This window comes from Mariniflexile sp. TRM1-10 (assembly GCF_003425985.1).
Lineage (GTDB): Bacteria > Bacteroidota > Bacteroidia > Flavobacteriales > Flavobacteriaceae > Mariniflexile.
In genome coordinates this window covers 4842963-4858325 of sequence record NZ_CP022985.1, presented here as the reverse complement: position 1 = coordinate 4858325, position 15363 = coordinate 4842963, and the positions used below count along the sequence as shown (strand labels likewise).

General features: G+C 33.0%; 18 protein-coding genes. 11 read left to right on the top strand and 7 right to left on the bottom strand.

Features of this window, described 5'->3' with window-relative positions:
- Position 1 precedes the first annotated feature (1 nt).
- Genes CJ739_RS20185 through CJ739_RS20170 form a run of 4 tightly spaced genes read right to left on the bottom strand, consistent with a single transcriptional unit; the run spans position 2 to position 2687 of the window.
- On the bottom strand, positions 2-610 hold the full coding sequence (locus CJ739_RS20185; RefSeq protein WP_117178631.1) for an IMPACT family protein: 609 nt from the start codon (positions 608-610) through the stop codon (positions 2-4).
- A 5-nt stretch (positions 611-615) separates the two neighbouring features.
- On the bottom strand, positions 616-1227 hold the full coding sequence (locus CJ739_RS20180) for an HAD family hydrolase (protein WP_117178629.1): 612 nt from the start codon (positions 1225-1227) through the stop codon (positions 616-618).
- Positions 1220-2224 carry a bifunctional diaminohydroxyphosphoribosylaminopyrimidine deaminase/5-amino-6-(5-phosphoribosylamino)uracil reductase RibD gene (gene ribD, locus CJ739_RS20175; RefSeq protein WP_117178627.1) on the bottom strand — a complete coding sequence of 335 codons (1005 nt, stop codon included), beginning with the start codon at positions 2222-2224 and terminating at the stop codon, positions 1220-1222. Before ribD ends, CJ739_RS20180 begins: the two co-directional genes overlap by 8 nt.
- Positions 2225-2234: 10 nt before the next feature.
- The gene (locus CJ739_RS20170) at positions 2235-2687 is read right to left on the bottom strand and encodes an LEA type 2 family protein (RefSeq protein ID WP_117178625.1); all 453 of its coding nucleotides are present in this window, start codon (positions 2685-2687) and stop codon (positions 2235-2237) included.
- A 64-nt stretch (positions 2688-2751) separates the two neighbouring features.
- Here CJ739_RS20170 and CJ739_RS20165 point away from each other — a divergent pair, with 64 nt between their 5' ends.
- The 4 genes from CJ739_RS20165 to CJ739_RS20150 all read left to right on the top strand — a co-directional run bounded on the left by CJ739_RS20165 (position 2752) and on the right by CJ739_RS20150 (position 7337).
- A complete protein-coding gene (locus CJ739_RS20165; RefSeq protein ID WP_117178623.1) occupies positions 2752-3243 on the top strand; it encodes a GNAT family N-acetyltransferase in 492 nt (163 codons plus the stop codon).
- Between the two features lie 126 nt (positions 3244-3369).
- The gene (prmC, locus tag CJ739_RS20160) at positions 3370-4242 is read left to right on the top strand and encodes a peptide chain release factor N(5)-glutamine methyltransferase (RefSeq protein ID WP_117179182.1); all 873 of its coding nucleotides are present in this window, start codon (positions 3370-3372) and stop codon (positions 4240-4242) included.
- A gap of 288 nt (positions 4243-4530) precedes the next feature.
- Positions 4531-6525, top strand: a complete 1995-nt coding sequence (ligA, locus tag CJ739_RS20155; RefSeq protein ID WP_117178621.1) for an NAD-dependent DNA ligase LigA — start codon at positions 4531-4533, stop codon at positions 6523-6525.
- An 86-nt stretch (positions 6526-6611) separates the two neighbouring features.
- Positions 6612-7337: a hypothetical protein gene (locus CJ739_RS20150; protein ID WP_236951570.1), complete on the top strand. Its 726-nt coding sequence runs from the start codon at positions 6612-6614 to the stop codon at positions 7335-7337.
- A gap of 110 nt (positions 7338-7447) precedes the next feature.
- Here the strand turns inward: CJ739_RS20150 and CJ739_RS20145 are convergent, their stop codons facing one another.
- Positions 7448-7690, bottom strand: a complete 243-nt coding sequence (locus CJ739_RS20145; protein ID WP_236951569.1) for a DoxX family protein — start codon at positions 7688-7690, stop codon at positions 7448-7450.
- A gap of 207 nt (positions 7691-7897) precedes the next feature.
- On the opposite strand from CJ739_RS20145, the gene CJ739_RS20140 reads away from it, so the two are divergent.
- Positions 7898-8653, top strand: a complete 756-nt coding sequence (locus tag CJ739_RS20140) for a hypothetical protein (protein ID WP_117178617.1) — start codon at positions 7898-7900, stop codon at positions 8651-8653.
- Positions 8654-8701: 48 nt separating this feature from the next.
- Here CJ739_RS20140 and CJ739_RS20135 read toward each other — a convergent pair whose 3' ends face one another.
- Together CJ739_RS20135 and CJ739_RS20130 are read right to left on the bottom strand one after the other, a co-directional pair.
- On the bottom strand, positions 8702-9619 hold the full coding sequence (locus CJ739_RS20135; RefSeq protein ID WP_117178615.1) for a bifunctional metallophosphatase/5'-nucleotidase: 918 nt from the start codon (positions 9617-9619) through the stop codon (positions 8702-8704).
- A gap of 4 nt (positions 9620-9623) precedes the next feature.
- On the bottom strand, positions 9624-10382 hold the full coding sequence (locus tag CJ739_RS20130) for a 5'-nucleotidase C-terminal domain-containing protein (protein WP_117179180.1): 759 nt from the start codon (positions 10380-10382) through the stop codon (positions 9624-9626).
- Between the two features lie 58 nt (positions 10383-10440).
- Here CJ739_RS20130 and CJ739_RS20125 point away from each other — a divergent pair, with 58 nt between their 5' ends.
- The 6 genes from CJ739_RS20125 to porD all read left to right on the top strand — a co-directional run bounded on the left by CJ739_RS20125 (position 10441) and on the right by porD (position 15314).
- Positions 10441-10968 carry a DUF6913 domain-containing protein gene (locus tag CJ739_RS20125; RefSeq protein ID WP_117178613.1) on the top strand — a complete coding sequence of 176 codons (528 nt, stop codon included), beginning with the start codon at positions 10441-10443 and terminating at the stop codon, positions 10966-10968.
- Entirely contained in the window at positions 10961-11839 is an 879-nt protein-coding gene (gene dapA / locus CJ739_RS20120; RefSeq protein ID WP_117178611.1) for a 4-hydroxy-tetrahydrodipicolinate synthase, read from the top strand. The genes CJ739_RS20125 and dapA overlap by 8 nt, the downstream gene beginning before the upstream one ends.
- 205 nt (positions 11840-12044) lie before the next feature.
- Positions 12045-12872 carry an outer membrane protein assembly factor BamD gene (locus tag CJ739_RS20115; RefSeq protein ID WP_117179178.1) on the top strand — a complete coding sequence of 276 codons (828 nt, stop codon included), beginning with the start codon at positions 12045-12047 and terminating at the stop codon, positions 12870-12872.
- 12 nt (positions 12873-12884) lie between these two features.
- Positions 12885-13211 carry a DNA-directed RNA polymerase subunit omega gene (locus CJ739_RS20110; protein WP_117179176.1) on the top strand — a complete coding sequence of 109 codons (327 nt, stop codon included), beginning with the start codon at positions 12885-12887 and terminating at the stop codon, positions 13209-13211.
- An 11-nt stretch (positions 13212-13222) separates the two neighbouring features.
- Positions 13223-14434 carry a bifunctional phosphopantothenoylcysteine decarboxylase/phosphopantothenate--cysteine ligase CoaBC gene (gene coaBC / locus CJ739_RS20105; protein ID WP_117178609.1) on the top strand — a complete coding sequence of 404 codons (1212 nt, stop codon included), beginning with the start codon at positions 13223-13225 and terminating at the stop codon, positions 14432-14434.
- A complete protein-coding gene (gene porD / locus CJ739_RS20100) occupies positions 14427-15314 on the top strand; it encodes a type IX secretion system protein PorD (protein ID WP_117178607.1) in 888 nt (295 codons plus the stop codon). Before coaBC ends, porD begins: the two co-directional genes overlap by 8 nt.
- Positions 15315-15363 lie beyond the last annotated feature (49 nt).

The window sequence follows — 15363 nt, the reverse complement described above, 5'->3', positions numbered from 1 at the left end:
TCTAAAGTTCTTTTATATCGATTTCAAAAAGGTGATTGAAAGCTTCGAAAACTGATTTCGCCTCTTTTTTTCTAACAGAAATTGTTATTTGGCAATCCATTTCTAATTTTTGATTAGTAATGTTTAAATTTTTCTCCTTAATAATACGCATTACGGTATTCATGTTTTTATAATCGAAAGCGATTATATAGTCAACATTGATAGTTTTTTCAACAATGGATGCTTCTTCAAGGGTTAATTGCGCCGTTGCTTTGTAAGCACTTATTAAACCACCAACGCCTAATTTTATACCGCCAAAATAACGAACCACTACAATTAAAATGTTGGTAACTTCAAACGATTGTATTTGACCGTAAATAGGCATGCCCGCAGAATTACTAGGTTCGCCATCATCATTGGCACGATACAAAATATTTTCTGTTCCTAGTTGGTAGGCATAGCACCAATGTCTGGCGGCATGATGTTCTTTTTTTAATGCGTCTAGATGCAGTTTTACATCGTCTTCATTTAAAACAGGATAAGCATAACCAAAAAACTTACTGTTTTTTTCTTTAAATAAAATACCTTCGACTGAAGTTTCAATGGTTTTATATGTGTCTTTTTCAATCAAACCAATTAAAATAAACTATTTTTAATTTTAAATAAGTTTGCAATGTCTTCGGTTTTAGGGTTGATGTGCCATGTTTCTATACCTAATAGTTTAGCGGTATGGCAATTATCATTGTTATCATCTATGAAAAGACATTCATTTGCATTCAGTTTGTTTTCCTTTAAAACAAAGTCGAAAATCTCGCGGTTTGGTTTTCTTAAATTGATTTCGTGCGATAAATAAAATACATCAAAGCAATTTTTAAATACTTCGTAAAACGGTACCTGTTTTTTAATCCAATCTATGTGAAGTTCGTTGGTGTTGCTTAAAAGAATGAGCTTGTATTTTGAAGTCGCTTTTAATTGTTTTAAAAATTCCAATCGATGTTCGGGAAAATCTTTCAGCATAAAATTCCAAATGTCTATGAGTTCGTCATTTGAAAGATTTGGAAAGTTTTCGCTGTAAAACTCAATAAATTCTTCGGTTGAAATTAAACCCTGTTCGTAAAAGCTGTTAAAGGCAGTCATTTCCTCCGAAAAGGCATCAATTTTAAATTCGTTAAAAGTACGCTTGATAGCGCCTTCAATATCTAAATTGATGAAGACATTGCCAAAGTCGAATATAATGGTTTTAATCATTTTTGTAGGTTTTAAGCGTATCGCCCATAATGGTTTCTTCAGAAATTAATGTTTCTGAGAATTTTGGAGCTTTTACTCCTTTTTTGAAGTGGATGTTTCCTGTAAATACGCGCGCTTCATCCCAAAGATTTTCATCAATAAATGTTTGTAATGTTTTTACACCGCCTTCAATAATTACAGAATTGATGTTGTTCTTAAAGAGTATATCGCAAATTTGCTGTGCTGTATTTTTTGAAAAATCAATGTCCTTATTTGAAAGTGTTATGGTTTTAGCTTCATTATTAAAAACGGTATATGCTTCAGAAAGCTTGTTCTCTTTATCAATGACAATACGGATAGGGTTTTGCCCTGTCCAATCCCTTGCCGTTAAACTCGGGTTGTCTTGCAGAACCGTATTGGTCCCTACTAAAATGGCTTGTTCTTCGGCACGCCATTTATGAACCAGTTGCCTGGAATATTCATTGGTTATCCAAACGGGTTTTTGTTCGTTTTTAGTTTCCGGAGCTATAAAGCCATCAGCCGTTTCTGCCCATTTTAAAATGATATAAGGGCGTTTTTTGTTGTGAAATGTAAAAAAACGTTTGTGGTGCGCTTTACATTCGTTTTCTGCAATTCCAATAACCACATGGCAACCCGCTTTTTTTAGTTTTTCAATCCCTTTTCCTGCTACTTGTATATTGTCGTCAATACAGCCAATAACTACATGGGGTATTTGATGCTTAATGATTAAGTCGCTACAAGGTGGTGTTTTCCCAAAATGGGAGCAGGGTTCTAAAGTGACATATATTGTGGATTCCTTTAAAAGTGATTTGTCCTTTACCGAGTTAATTGCATTTACTTCGGCATGATTACCACCATAAGCACTGGTGAAGCCTTCGCCTATAATTTGATTGTTATGAACAATGATGCTACCTACCATGGGATTAGGTCTGGTAGTGCCTAAGCCGTTTTTGGCAATGTCTATACAGCGTTTTAAATATGTTTCGTGACTGGTCAAAAAATATGGATTATTTTATTTTTACTTCTTCGGTTTTGTCAATAGCATAGGTATGCGAAAAGCCTAAAACTTTGTAGTTAATCGCACCTTTATACTGTACGGTCATTTTTTTGGTTAGCAAGCTGCCAATTAAACTGCTTAAATGTTCATCGCCAAAAATACTATCAACAGGCACATGGGCTGTTAAAGGTATTGAAAAATCTTTTTTAGCAGGCACTTCAAATTTTTTAGACGAAACCGAAGCCATTTCGCTATCGTTAACAAAAACTTTTATGTTATTAACATGCAATTCGCCGCTAATAATATTTGGGTTTTCAAAAAAAGCATCTGCGGTAAGAATAATGTATTCTGGGGTGGATTCAAGAATTTTTATATTTTCAACTCCTAAAAATTCGGGTTTCTCATTTACGGAACAGTTTAAAAAGGTAAGCAATATTGTTGATAAGATTATAATGCGTTTCATCCCAATTTTTTTAGATTTTGTATCTTCATCCCGATAAATTTCGATACAAAATTAACATTTTAAAGTGAGTAAAGATACTATAGTTATTCGGAAAATAGAACCTAGTGATAACGCTCAAATAGAGCAGATCATTAGGGCATGCTTTCATGAGTTTAAAATTCCTTTGGAAGGTACGGCGTATTCAGACGAAGAAACACCACGCATGTACGAATCGTATCAAAACGATAATGATGTTTATTTCGTAATTGAACAGGATGGTGAGATTTTGGGCGGTGGTGGCATAAAACCTTTAAAGGATTTTGAAGAGGATGTGTGTGAAATCCAAAAGATGTATTTTTCACCTAAAGTAAGAGGGAAAGGTTATGGAAGGCTCCTTTTTGAAAATTGTTTGTCTGCTGCTAAAAATTTAGGGTATAAACAATGTTATTTGGAATCCACGCCACAACTTAAAGCTGCTATTCATATTTATGAAAGTTACGGATTTAAACATTTAAAAGGTGCTTTAGGAAATACGGGGCATTACTCCTGTGGTGTTTGGATGGTAAAGGATTTATAATTAACGATTTTGATTTACATTGCCTAGAACTGCTTTTTTTGGTAGTTCTGGACTCTCCAAAGGAGATGTGAATTGGATACCGGAGGCAAGGTCTTCGTGGAATTATTTAGATTAAAAAGAAAAACTTTGAATTTAAAAGACCTACAAAATACATTTCATAAAGAGTTAGACCTTTTATATGGAAAAGAAGAAGTAGATAGTTTCTTTTTTATGTTGGTTGAATCTTATTATAAAGTTTCTAGGCTACAATTGGCAATGAAACCCCAATTTTCACTTGAAAATTATGATGCTATTTTAGGTGCTTTGGAATTACTAAAAATGCACCAACCCATACAATATATACTAGGTTACACCGAATTTTATGGATTGCCTTTTAAAGTAAACGAACATACCTTAATACCAAGACCTGAAACTGAAGAGTTGGTTGCATGGATTTTAAATCACCAACCAATAACCACCAACCACCAACTAGGTATATTAGATATCGGAACGGGGAGTGGTTGCATAGCCATTTCATTGGCAAAACATTTACCAAATGCCAAAGTTTATGGCTTAGATGTAAGTCATAACGCTTTAAAAATAGCTAAGGAAAACGCTGGGCTAAATAAGGTTCATGTTGAATTTATTGAAGCCGACATATTAAATTCTGAAACTTGGAATTCGGATTTTCAAAATTTGAATTTTGATATCATTGTTTCAAACCCACCGTATGTGAGGGAGCAAGAAAAGCAGCGTATGAAACCCAATGTGTTAGATAACGAACCGCATTTGGCATTATTTGTTAAAGATGAAGATCCGTTATTGTTTTATAAAGCGATTACACGATTTGCTATTGATAAATTGTCTAAAAACGGGAGGTTGTTTTTTGAGATCAATGAGTATTTTGGAAGTGATATGATTCAGTTATTGGTAAAAAACCAATTTACCAATATCGAATTAAAGCAAGATATGTTTAAAAAAGATAGAATGATAAAAGGGGTGTGGAGTCCCCCTCAATGATTTTAGAAAATAATTTTTAGTACATGATAAAAATTCAAATATATTCAGATGTCGGTCTGAGCCTTTCGACTGCGCTCAAGATAAACTAAAATCAAAGACATTGGAAATATTGTTTTTAATAGCATTTCGACTTTAGTATATCTTGAGCTTTTATCTTCAAATGAAAATATATTTTCATTTGAAGATAAAAGCTCAGCTTCCGAAAGGCTCAATGTGACACGCTTCATTTTTGTTATGTACTAAAAAAATAATTATAAATAATATATTTGTGAATTAGTGGCAAATACTATGGATATAGAACAGCAAATACAAAGCTTACGCAACGAATTAAATCAGCATAATTATAACTATTACGTGCTTGATAATGCAACGATTTCTGATTTTGAATTCGATAGCAAATTAAAAGAACTTCAAGATTTAGAAGCGAAGCACCCGGAATTTTTCGATGCCAATTCACCAACACAACGCATAGGAGGTGAGGTAACCAAAAATTTTGAAACGGTTCCACATGAATATCGTATGTATTCGCTGGATAATTCTTATTCAAAAGAAGATTTGTTAGATTGGGAAACGCGCATAAAAAAGCAAATAGAAGGTGATATTCAATACACTTGCGAACTAAAATATGATGGTGCTTCCATTAGTTTAACTTATGAAAATGGCGTTTTTGTAAAAGCAGTGACTAGGGGGGACGGTTTCCAAGGTGATAATGTTACGGCTAATGTAAAAACCATCAAGTCGGTACCATTAAAACTAAAAGGGGATTATCCACAAAAATTTGATATACGTGGCGAAATTGTTTTGCCTTTTAAAGGATTCATTAAAATGAATGAAGAACGTATTGAGATTGGTGAAGAACCTTATAGAAACCCCAGAAATACTGCATCGGGCAGTTTGAAGTTACAAGATAGTGCCGAGGTTGCAAAGCGGCCTTTAGAATGTTTACTTTATAATTTAACAGGTGCCAATTTAGGAATTGATTCGCAATTTGATAGTTTGAAACGTGCTAGGGAATGGGGTTTTAAGGTACCTAATGATGCAAAACTTGTAAATTCTGTTGATGAAGTTTTTGAATTTATAGATTACTGGAATGTACATCGCCATAAGCTACCCTACGAAACAGATGGTGTCGTTATAAAAGTAAACAGTTTACGGCAACAGGAAGAATTGGGTTATACGGCCAAAGCACCCCGTTGGGCTATGGCATACAAATTTAAAGCAGAACAGGTTTCAACAAAACTAAATAGTATTGCCTACCAAGTGGGGCGCACAGGAGCTATTACACCTGTGGCGAATTTAGAACCCGTTGAGCTTGCTGGTACAACTGTAAAAAGAGCATCGTTACATAATGCCGACCAGATTGAAAAATTGGATATTAGAGTAGGTGATGAAGTGTATGTGGAAAAAGGCGGAGAGATTATTCCGAAAATTTTGGGTGTCGATTTAAGTAAGCGTCCGTTGAATTCAAAACCAACAGCTTATATTACACATTGCCCCGTATGTGAAACAGAATTGGTAAGACAAGCAGGTGAGGCGCAGCATTATTGCCCAAATTATAACGGTTGTAAACCCCAGATAATTGGTCGTATTCAGCATTTTATATCTAGAAAAGCCATGGATATTGAAGGTTTGGGAGGCGAAACCGTAGCGCTTTTAGTTAATGAAGGATTGATTTCTAATTATTCGGATTTGTATGAATTAACTAAAGAGCAGGTCATTCCTTTAGAACGTATGGCCGAAAAAAGTGCCGATAATTTAATTCAAGGTATCGAACAATCTAAAAACATCCCTTTTGAACGTGTATTGTATGCCTTGGGAATTCGATATGTTGGGGAAACTGTTGCTAAAAAATTAGCAAAGCATTATAAAAGTATTCATGCCATTGCTGAAGCATCCGAAGAGGCATTGGTAAATGTTGATGAGATTGGCGTTAAAATAGCTGAAAGTGTTCGTGCTTTCTTTTCTTCTGAGGAAAACATCCTTATAATAAATAGATTGAAAGCGTTTGGTGTTCAGTTGGAAGTTTCAGCTGAACAACTTATTGGGCAAACCGATATACTGAAAGGTCAAAGTATTGTTATTTCGGGTGTTTTTGAGTCAGTTTCACGTGATGAACTTAAAAAACTGATTGAAGATAATGGGGGTAAGGTGAGTAGTTCTATTTCATCAAAAACAACTTTTGTTGTTGCTGGGGACAGCATGGGGCCAAGTAAAAGAAAAAAAGCCGAAGACTTAAATATCCCCATTATTGATGAACATGAATTCTTACTTAGAGTATTGTAAGTGTTGTTTTTATCGATAAAATGTATTTTTTTATCGTTTAATTGTAAAATTTGTGTATGTTTGTACTTCAACCAAAAATTGTTATTATGAACAAGTCGAAAGTCTTGGTGATTTTAGCATTATTACTTTATATTCTATCTGTTGTATTTCAGTTTAGCGATGAAGATGTAATTGCAAACGCTCTCAAATCAATTATATTGCCAGTAGTTACTTTGTTATATTTTGTAACGGTAAAAAGAAAGTCATTATTTTTTACACTTTTTTTAGTGTTGTTTTCTATTTCAGATTTAATGATTTTTATAGTGCCTTATATTTCGCATGACATTGATTATTTTTTAGGAAATTCTTTATACATATTAGCATATGCTTCTTTACTTGTTGAAGTTTCTAAATCTATTTCTATAGTGTATGTTTTAAGGAATTATAAAATTCATTTACTGGTTTTAACCATTTTAAACATATATTTAATTTATGTTTTGCAGGTTATAGTAGATCCTTTTGTGTCTCATCAAACAAATGAATACTATATTGAATTGATATATAACATAGTCATGCTATTGCTATTGTCGGTTTCATTAGTAAACTATTTTTATAGAGATAATGTAAAGTCTTTAAGTATGTTTATAGGTGCTTTGTGTATTGTGTTTGGTGAAGTCATTTGGGTAGCATATACTTATATTTCAGAAAGAAACTTGCTTAATGCTGTTTCTACAACCTTATATGTATTAGCCTTTTATTTCTTCTATAAGCAATCTAAAATAGAGCAGGAAGTTGAGCGAGAAGAAGTAAATATGTTAATTAACAATCATTAATTAATGATTGTTTTTTAAAGGTGCATTTTCTATGTAAATACAGAATCATTGCAGATAGTATAAAAGTTAGTATAGCTGTATAAAATAACATACCTCCATCTTTATTTATTTCAATGCCTAATTAATGTTATTAAATGTATTAATATGGCACCACTAATAACTCCCAGAGTTACAATGGCCCCAGCCCAAATTGTTTTTGGTATTAGCAATAAAATGCCGGCAATAAGTTCTGAAATACCTATAGCTATTCTGCCATAAGGTTCTAGTCCTACTTTTTCAAAAATATATACACTATCTGGATGCGCAGTAAATTTAAAACGAAGTGTTTGAATTAAAATAACAGCTACTGTCATTCTTAATACTAATTGAATGTGTTTTTTTCATCATGAGTCTTTGGAAATCTTATGCTTAGACGTTTTTGGGGTCGTTACTTATCAGAAAATTTCTAATTTATCCGATAAAGTGCACAAAAATTAGTAAATAATCGATAAAAGTATGTTTTTATCGTTGAAATATACTTTTATGTTTTATATTTGGAGTAACCTACTTATGAGAATATTGTGAAAAATTGGTTTAAAATTACTTTTAGCAAAGTGTTTGTGTACGCGTTAGTATTGCTAATAGCAGTAAACGTTGTTGGTGCTATTACTGAAGATGCATTCATAATGAAAACAGTAAAGCCTTTTTTCATTCCTGTATTTTTAACTTTCTTTTTTATTAAATACCGGTATTTGGGTATTGCTTTTATTTCGTTTTTACTATTTTCCTTTTTAGGAGATTTATCATCAGTGTTTTTTTCAGAAGATGTTTTAATAGAAACTTCAAGTGTGCTATATGTTTTAAGCTATTTATACTTGTTAGTTATGGTAGCTCCAAAATTTAAACTTTTAGAAGCGAAAGCATTAATAGGCACCTACTTGCTTGGCGTTTTTTTAATAGCCGTTTACTTTTTATATGTGGCTCATGGTTTTTTAAGCGTTGTTGTTTCCAATAAAAGCGAAGTGCTCTTATTTGTAATTAAAAATTTCACTTTAATAGTTTTAACATTTGTGTCTTTTGGAGTGTATTTAAACACACAAAGTAAACAATCTGCATTGTTTTTAACCGCTGTAGTATTTTTTGGTCTGTCTGTAATGCTGAATTATGTGAAGTTGTATTATTTAAACAGTTGGAGTTTAGAACTGTTAGATAGGATTTTGTATGCCACTGCACTTTATGTTATGTTTATATACATTATGAACAGAGAAGTTTTAGTTGCTAAACCTAAAGAAATACAATTAAAGGATCGTTATCCATCTGATACGGTCTTATCTTAGAATACTCATTTTAACCGAAAATGAGATAGAATTCGTATAGATGAGTTCTTAAACAATAATTGAAGTTCCGTTAGCCGATTTATTTTTATTGGCATCGAAATAAAAATCGATTCTTCCTAGGTTAATGCCATAACATCCCACTTGATTAACAAGCATGTTTTTGCCATCTCTGTTTTTTACAATAGTTGGTTTTTGTAAAAATGTATGTGTGTGCCCGCCAATAATTAAATCAATATCCTTCGTTAAAGAAGCTAGTTTTAGGTCACTTATTTTATTTGGATCTGTTTTGTAATGATAGCCTAAATGCGATAAACATATAATCAAGTCGCATTTATCTTCCGTTTTTAAAATGTGTGTCATGTCTTGTGCTATTTCAACGGGGTTTAGATACTTTGTTTCTTTATACATGGCAGGGTCAACCAAGCCATTCAACTCAATGCCTAATCCAAAAACCCCAATTTTAATACCCCCTTTTTTGAATATCTTATATGGTTTTACATGGGTGTCCATTATGGTATTCGAAAAATCGTAATTTGAAGAAATAAATTGAAATTCGGCATGAGGTAGCTGGGCGTATAGACCATCAATGCCATTGTCAAAATCGTGATTGCCAATAGTTGCTGCATCATACTTTAATTTGCTCATTAATTTAAATTCCAATTCACCACCATAATAATTGAAATAGGGCGTGCCTTGGAAAATATCGCCAGCATCCAATAAAAGCGTATTTGGGTTTTCTAATCTTATAGATTCAATCAAACTTGCTCTTCTGGCAACACCGCCTTTGTTGGCATTCCTACCGTCCTCAGGTCCAAAAGCATCAATATGACTGTGGACATCATTGGTGTGTAAAATAGTTATTTTAGCTGTTTTTGGGACTGTTGAAAACGATTGAAGTCCAAAACCACCAACGGTCACCAATGCAGTTGTAGCCGATACTTGTTGTATAAAATCTCTGCGTTTCATTTGGTTATTTTAATTGAATAAATCTATCATCTTGTATAGGGTTTATGGTGTCCATTTTTTTAAAGTGGTCTATCAGGGCATTTCGTATTTTGTAATTTAAAACATACAGGCCCTCATTCGGTTTAAAAAAAGTCATGGCGTCACCACCATTATATAAATAATCATTAGTGGCAACATAATAGATTTTATTCGAAACAATTTTTTCATCATTTATAGAGGCTTCAACCACATTAAAATTTTTATCAATAGCCATTTTAAGTTTAGAAATAGGGTGTGCTTTATGTGCTTTGCTTAAATAGTTAACTAAGCTGTCTATTTGTGTTCCTTTTAAAGCAACAACAACGATGCTGTTCTCAAAAGGCATTAATTGAAAAGCAGTCCGGGTGGTTATATTTCCTTTATTGATAACGGAACGAATGCCACCATGGTTTAAAATAACCATATCTATATCTTTGCCTGTTCTACTTTTAAAAATGGGGTTGGCTTCACTAAAAACCGCATCTGCCATAAAATTTCCAATGGCCGTATTAAAAGCACCATCAGATTTTGTGTAGGTGCCAACAGCATACGACAACACACTATCTAAATCCTTTTCGATGTGGGCTCTATAAGGTTTTATAAAGGATTCAATTTCGGGGTCAATGGCTAATGAATCTGTAATTTGGATTTGTTTCCCTTCAATTTTAGTCAGATAGTCATTAGAAGGTTTGCAATTAAAAAGCAGTAATATAAATAACAAATAAATTAAATATGTAAACCTCATGTTTTTAGTAGATTTTTTGAATGTACTTTTGTTACCTTTGCGCAAAGTATAAATATAAATGATTTTAAAGGGTTTTAAAGAAAAATCTATTAAAAAACACATCAACAAATTGTTATCTAAAAGACATGTAAATGTTTCGGATACTAAGGTTGAAAGTTTAGGGATTATCTTTAATTTAGATGAAGTTGATGATTTTGAACAGTTCAGTGCGCTATCGTCTTATTTAAAAGTGCTTCCAAATAGATTAAAGCTTATAGCCTTTTCATCAAATAAAAAAGACACCCTTAAATCTTGGGATGTTTGTTTTAACCCAAACGATTTTGGTTGGAATGGTGCTATTAAAAATAGCGAATTACAAACCTTTTTAGATACCAAGTTTGATGTTTTGATCAGTTATTACGAAGCTGAGGTTACGGAGCTGAAATTGCTAACGGTCTTATCGAAAGCACAATTAAAAGTAGGCATATTGCAAACCGACGAACGTATAAATGACCTAATTATAAAGACCAACTTAACAGAATTTAACGTATTTAAAACCGAAGTTTTTAAATACCTAACTATATTAAATAAAATTAAAAATGAATAGTAAGTTTCTAGGAACTGGAGTTGCATTGGTTACACCTTTTAAAGCAGATTTAAGTATAGACCATGATGCATTGGCAAATATTGTAAATTTCAATATTGAAAATGGCGTAGAATATCTAGTGGTTTGTGGTACTACTGGCGAAACTGCAACCATAACTAAACAGGAAAAGAAAGATGTCATAGCAACCGTTTCTAAAGCTAATAATGGCCGTGTGCCAATGGTTTTAGGTATAGGAGGCAACAATACAGTGGAAGTTATAGAAGAAATAAAAGCTACAGATTTAGGTAATATAGATGCCATTTTATCGGTGTCGCCTTATTATACTAAGCCAACACAAGAAGGTATTTATCAGCACTTTAAAGCCATTTCGGAAGCATCACCAATAGACATTATTTTATATAACGTACCAGGTAGAACATCCAGAAATATAGAGCCAGAAACAACGTTAAGGTTAGCTAACGATTTTAAAAATGTGATTGGCGTTAAAGAAGCTGGAAACAGTGTGTCGCAATATTTACAGTTAATTAAAAACAAACCAGAAGATTTTTTAATTATTTCTGGTGATGACGATTTAGCTTTGGGTATTGTATTAGCAGGAGGTGCCGGTGTTATTTCGGTAATAGGGCAAGGGTTTCCTAAAGAATTTTCAGAAATGATTCGTTTAGGATTAGAAGGAAATGCCAAAGATGCCTATAAACTTCATTTCAGATTAATGGATGTTATTGGTTATATTTTTGAAGAAAACAATCCCGCAGGCATCAAAGGGGTTTTTGAAGCTTTAGGGTTGTGTAGAGACAGCGTTAGATTGCCACTAGTGCCAGCTTCAAATCAATTAAAAGAGAAAATCAAATCATTTATAAATAAGTTTTAGGACTGTTAAATATTACTTAATCCTTATGCTTGCTGTGTTTAAGCCGTTATTTTAGCGGTAAAATAATATTTTTAAAATCCATATTAATAACTTAATTTTGCATCTTGTTTTAAAACTATGAAATCGCAATTACAATATTCTTTTGAATAACATTAAAAATGTAGCGATTGCATATGACTTTAAAAAAACAGATGATAATTCTCATATGAATAGATTTCTTTACATATTAATAACTATCACACTTTTAAGTTCTTGCAGCGAGTATCAAAAAGTTTTAAAAAACGAAGATATTGCTGCCAAGTTTAAAATGGGTGAAGAACTATATAATGAAGGTAAATTTGCAAAAGCAAATAAATTGTTTGCCCAAATAGTGCCTAATTATAGAGGGAAACCACAAGCCGAAAAGTTGATGTATTTGTATTCATATTCGTTTTATAAAATGAAAGATTATTATACAGCAGGTTACCAGTTTGAGCGTTTTGCTTCAAGTTACCCTAAAAGTGAAAAGCTAGAAGAAGCCTCTTTTTTGGGCGCAAAAAGTTATTACATGTTATCTCCGGCTTATACTAAAGACCAAAAGGAAACTAAAGCGGCTATTGAGAAGCTTCAAGATTTCATCAATTTGTTTCCGGAGTCCGAATATCTTTCCGAAGCTAATAAATTGGTGAAAGAATTAGATTTTAAGTTAGAAAAGAAAGCATTTAGTATTGCTAAACAGTATAATACGATATCCGATTATCCAGCGTCTGTTAAGTCGTTCGATAATTTCTTGTTCGATTTTCCTGGTTCTACATTGAGAGAAGAAGCTTTGTTTTTAAGATTTGATTCGGCTTATAAACTTGCCGTTAACAGTATAGAATATAAAAATACACCAAACGGCATTGTTCCTTTAAAGAAAAACCGTTTGGAACAAGCCAAAGAATTTTACACAGCATTTAAAAAAGCCTATGCCAATTCCAAGCACATTGAAGAAGTAAATGAAATGGCTTTGGTTTTGGAGGAAGAGTTAAAAAAATATAGCACTAAAAGTTAAATAACAATGACAATGGATTTAAAGAAAACCAATGCACCTGTTAATACCATCACGTACGACAGAAATCAAATTGACGAACCAACAGACAACATCTACGAGTCAATTTCAATCATCGCTAGACGTGCTGAGCAGATTAACACAGAGATTAAAAAAGAACTTATCGATAAGTTAGAGGAATTTGCTACTTATAATGATAGTTTAGAAGAAATCTTTGAAAATAAAGAGCAAATAGAGGTTTCTAAATTTTACGAAAAATTACCAAAACCACATGCTTTAGCTGTTCAAGAATGGTTAACAGACAAAATATATTTTAGAAATACTGAAGAAGATAATCAGTAAACTTTTTTAAAATGTCAATATTAAGCGGCAAGAACATACTATTAGGAATTAGTGGTGGTATTGCCGCTTACAAAACAGCTTCTCTTGTAAGGTTATTTGTGAAATTGGGCGCCGATGTAAAAGTGGTTATGACGCCTTCTTCTAAAGATTTTATTACGCCCTTAACCTTATCAACACTTTCAAAACACCCGGTTTATTCATCTTTTACAAACGAAGACGAGGAGAATGCTATTTGGAATAGCCATGTAGATTTAGGTTTGTGGGCAGATTTGTTCATTATTGCTCCAGCTACAGCAAATACCTTGTCTAAAATGGCAAATGGTGTTTGTGATAACTTACTGATAGCAACTTATTTATCGGCTAAATGTCCTGTGTATTTTGCGCCTGCGATGGATTTAGATATGCACAAACATGAAAGTACATTACGGTCTTTTGAAGTTTTAAAAAGTTATGGTAATGTCATGATTCCTGCAACAAGTGGCGAATTAGCAAGCGGTTTGGTAGGCGAGGGTCGAATGGCTGAACCTGAAGATATTGTTTCGTTTATTGAAAACGATATTCTAGAGAAACTCCCCTTAAAAGGAAAAAAAGTGCTTATTACGGCGGGACCAACACACGAAGCCATCGATCCAGTGCGTTTTATTGGCAATCATTCCAGTGGTAAAATGGGTTTTGAAATCGCTAAAGCTTCAGCAAATCTTGGTGCTGAGGTTATTTTAGTTACGGGCCCAACGCAGCAAAAGGTATTACATAGTCTCATAAATGTTATTCCTGTTGTGAGTGCCCAAGATATGTATAATGCTGCCCACGAACATTTTAAAATGGTAGATATTGCTATACTTTCAGCCGCTGTTGCCGATTATAAACCAAAAGAAGTAGCTGCCCAGAAAATAAAAAAGAAAACATCTACGTTTACTTTAGAATTAGAAAAAACTAAAGATATTTTAGCTTCTTTAGGCGACATTAAAACCAATCAATATCTTGTTGGATTTGCTTTAGAAACCGACAACGAACTCGAAAATGCAAAAGACAAATTAAAAAGAAAGAATTTAAATTTAATTGTTTTAAATTCGTTAAACGATACAGGTGCTGGTTTTAAAAGCGATACTAATAAAGTCACTTTTATCGATGCCGAAGATACTGTAACCGAATTTCAATTAAAGTCGAAAGCAGACGTTGCCAACGATTTATTAAATAAAATTTTAGAACAAATTAATGCGTAATATACTCATAGCTTTAATATTCAGTTTCGGACTTGTAGGTTTTTCCCAAGAGTTAAACTGCAATGTGGTAGTAAATGCACAACAAACAGGTAACGAAAATCAGCCCATTTTTAAAACTTTAGAAAAACAACTCAAGGAGTTTATTAATAATACCAAATGGACAAACAAAACCTTTACCTCCCAAGAACGTATTGATTGTAGCATGATTATTAATATTGTAAACTACAGTGGCGAGTCGTTTCAAGCATCTTTACAAGTACAATCGTCTCGACCGGTTTATGGTTCGTCGTTTACAACGCCTATTTATAATTATAACGATAAGGATTTTAATTTCAGGTATTTAGAATTTCAAAATTTGATTTTTAGTCCGACGCAATACGAATCTAATTTAGTTTCTGTTTTGGCATTTCATGTTTATATGATTTTAGGTTTAGATGCCGAATCGTTTTCTCCAAACGGAGGCGACACATACTTTGAGCAAGCCCAAACCATTGTTAATTATTCTCAACAAGATAATTTTAAAGGCTGGAAACTGGCAGATGGGTTACAAAGTAGATTTGCGCTTATAGATAATATTTTGTCGCCAACCTTTAAGGAATATAAAGATGTTATGTACACTTACCATCGTAAAGGTTTAGATGTCATGAGTAACAACGCTAAAGAAGGCAAAGAGCAAATAGCAGCGTCTTTAAAACAATTTCAGGCTATGAATAGTCGTAGACCAAATTCATTTCTGCTCCGTACATTTTTTGACGCCAAGGCAGATGAAATTCAGCAGATTTTTAGCGACGGCCCCAATGTGAACATAGCAAGCGTTAAAGAAACCCTACAAAAAGTAGCGCCTATGCACAATAGCAAATGGCAAAATATTAAGTTTTAGGTTTCAAAGTTTCAAAGTTTTAAAGTTTCAGGTTTAACCAACACCAGCA

What these genes read in the sequence shown, in the direction of transcription:
- CJ739_RS20135 (WP_117178615.1), bottom strand. Translation starts at nt 9,619, where the DNA reads ATGAAACGCAGAGATTTTATACAACAAGTATCGGCTACAACTGCATTG.
- CJ739_RS20180 (WP_117178629.1), bottom strand. Translation starts at nt 1,227, where the DNA reads ATGATTAAAACCATTATATTCGACTTTGGCAATGTCTTCATCAATTTA.
- CJ739_RS20145 (WP_236951569.1), bottom strand. Translation starts at nt 7,690, where the DNA reads ATGACAGTAGCTGTTATTTTAATTCAAACACTTCGTTTTAAATTTACT.
- dapA (WP_117178611.1), top strand. Translation starts at nt 10,961, where the DNA reads ATGAATAGTAAGTTTCTAGGAACTGGAGTTGCATTGGTTACACCTTTT.
- CJ739_RS20130 (WP_117179180.1), bottom strand. Translation starts at nt 10,382, where the DNA reads ATGAGGTTTACATATTTAATTTATTTGTTATTTATATTACTGCTTTTT.
- CJ739_RS20115 (WP_117179178.1), top strand. Translation starts at nt 12,045, where the DNA reads ATGAATAGATTTCTTTACATATTAATAACTATCACACTTTTAAGTTCT.
- CJ739_RS20170 (WP_117178625.1), bottom strand. Translation starts at nt 2,687, where the DNA reads ATGAAACGCATTATAATCTTATCAACAATATTGCTTACCTTTTTAAAC.
- porD (WP_117178607.1), top strand. Translation starts at nt 14,427, where the DNA reads ATGCGTAATATACTCATAGCTTTAATATTCAGTTTCGGACTTGTAGGT.
- ligA (WP_117178621.1), top strand. Translation starts at nt 4,531, where the DNA reads ATGGATATAGAACAGCAAATACAAAGCTTACGCAACGAATTAAATCAG.
- CJ739_RS20125 (WP_117178613.1), top strand. Translation starts at nt 10,441, where the DNA reads ATGATTTTAAAGGGTTTTAAAGAAAAATCTATTAAAAAACACATCAAC.
- coaBC (WP_117178609.1), top strand. Translation starts at nt 13,223, where the DNA reads ATGTCAATATTAAGCGGCAAGAACATACTATTAGGAATTAGTGGTGGT.
- CJ739_RS20110 (WP_117179176.1), top strand. Translation starts at nt 12,885, where the DNA reads ATGGATTTAAAGAAAACCAATGCACCTGTTAATACCATCACGTACGAC.
- CJ739_RS20150 (WP_236951570.1), top strand. Translation starts at nt 6,612, where the DNA reads ATGAACAAGTCGAAAGTCTTGGTGATTTTAGCATTATTACTTTATATT.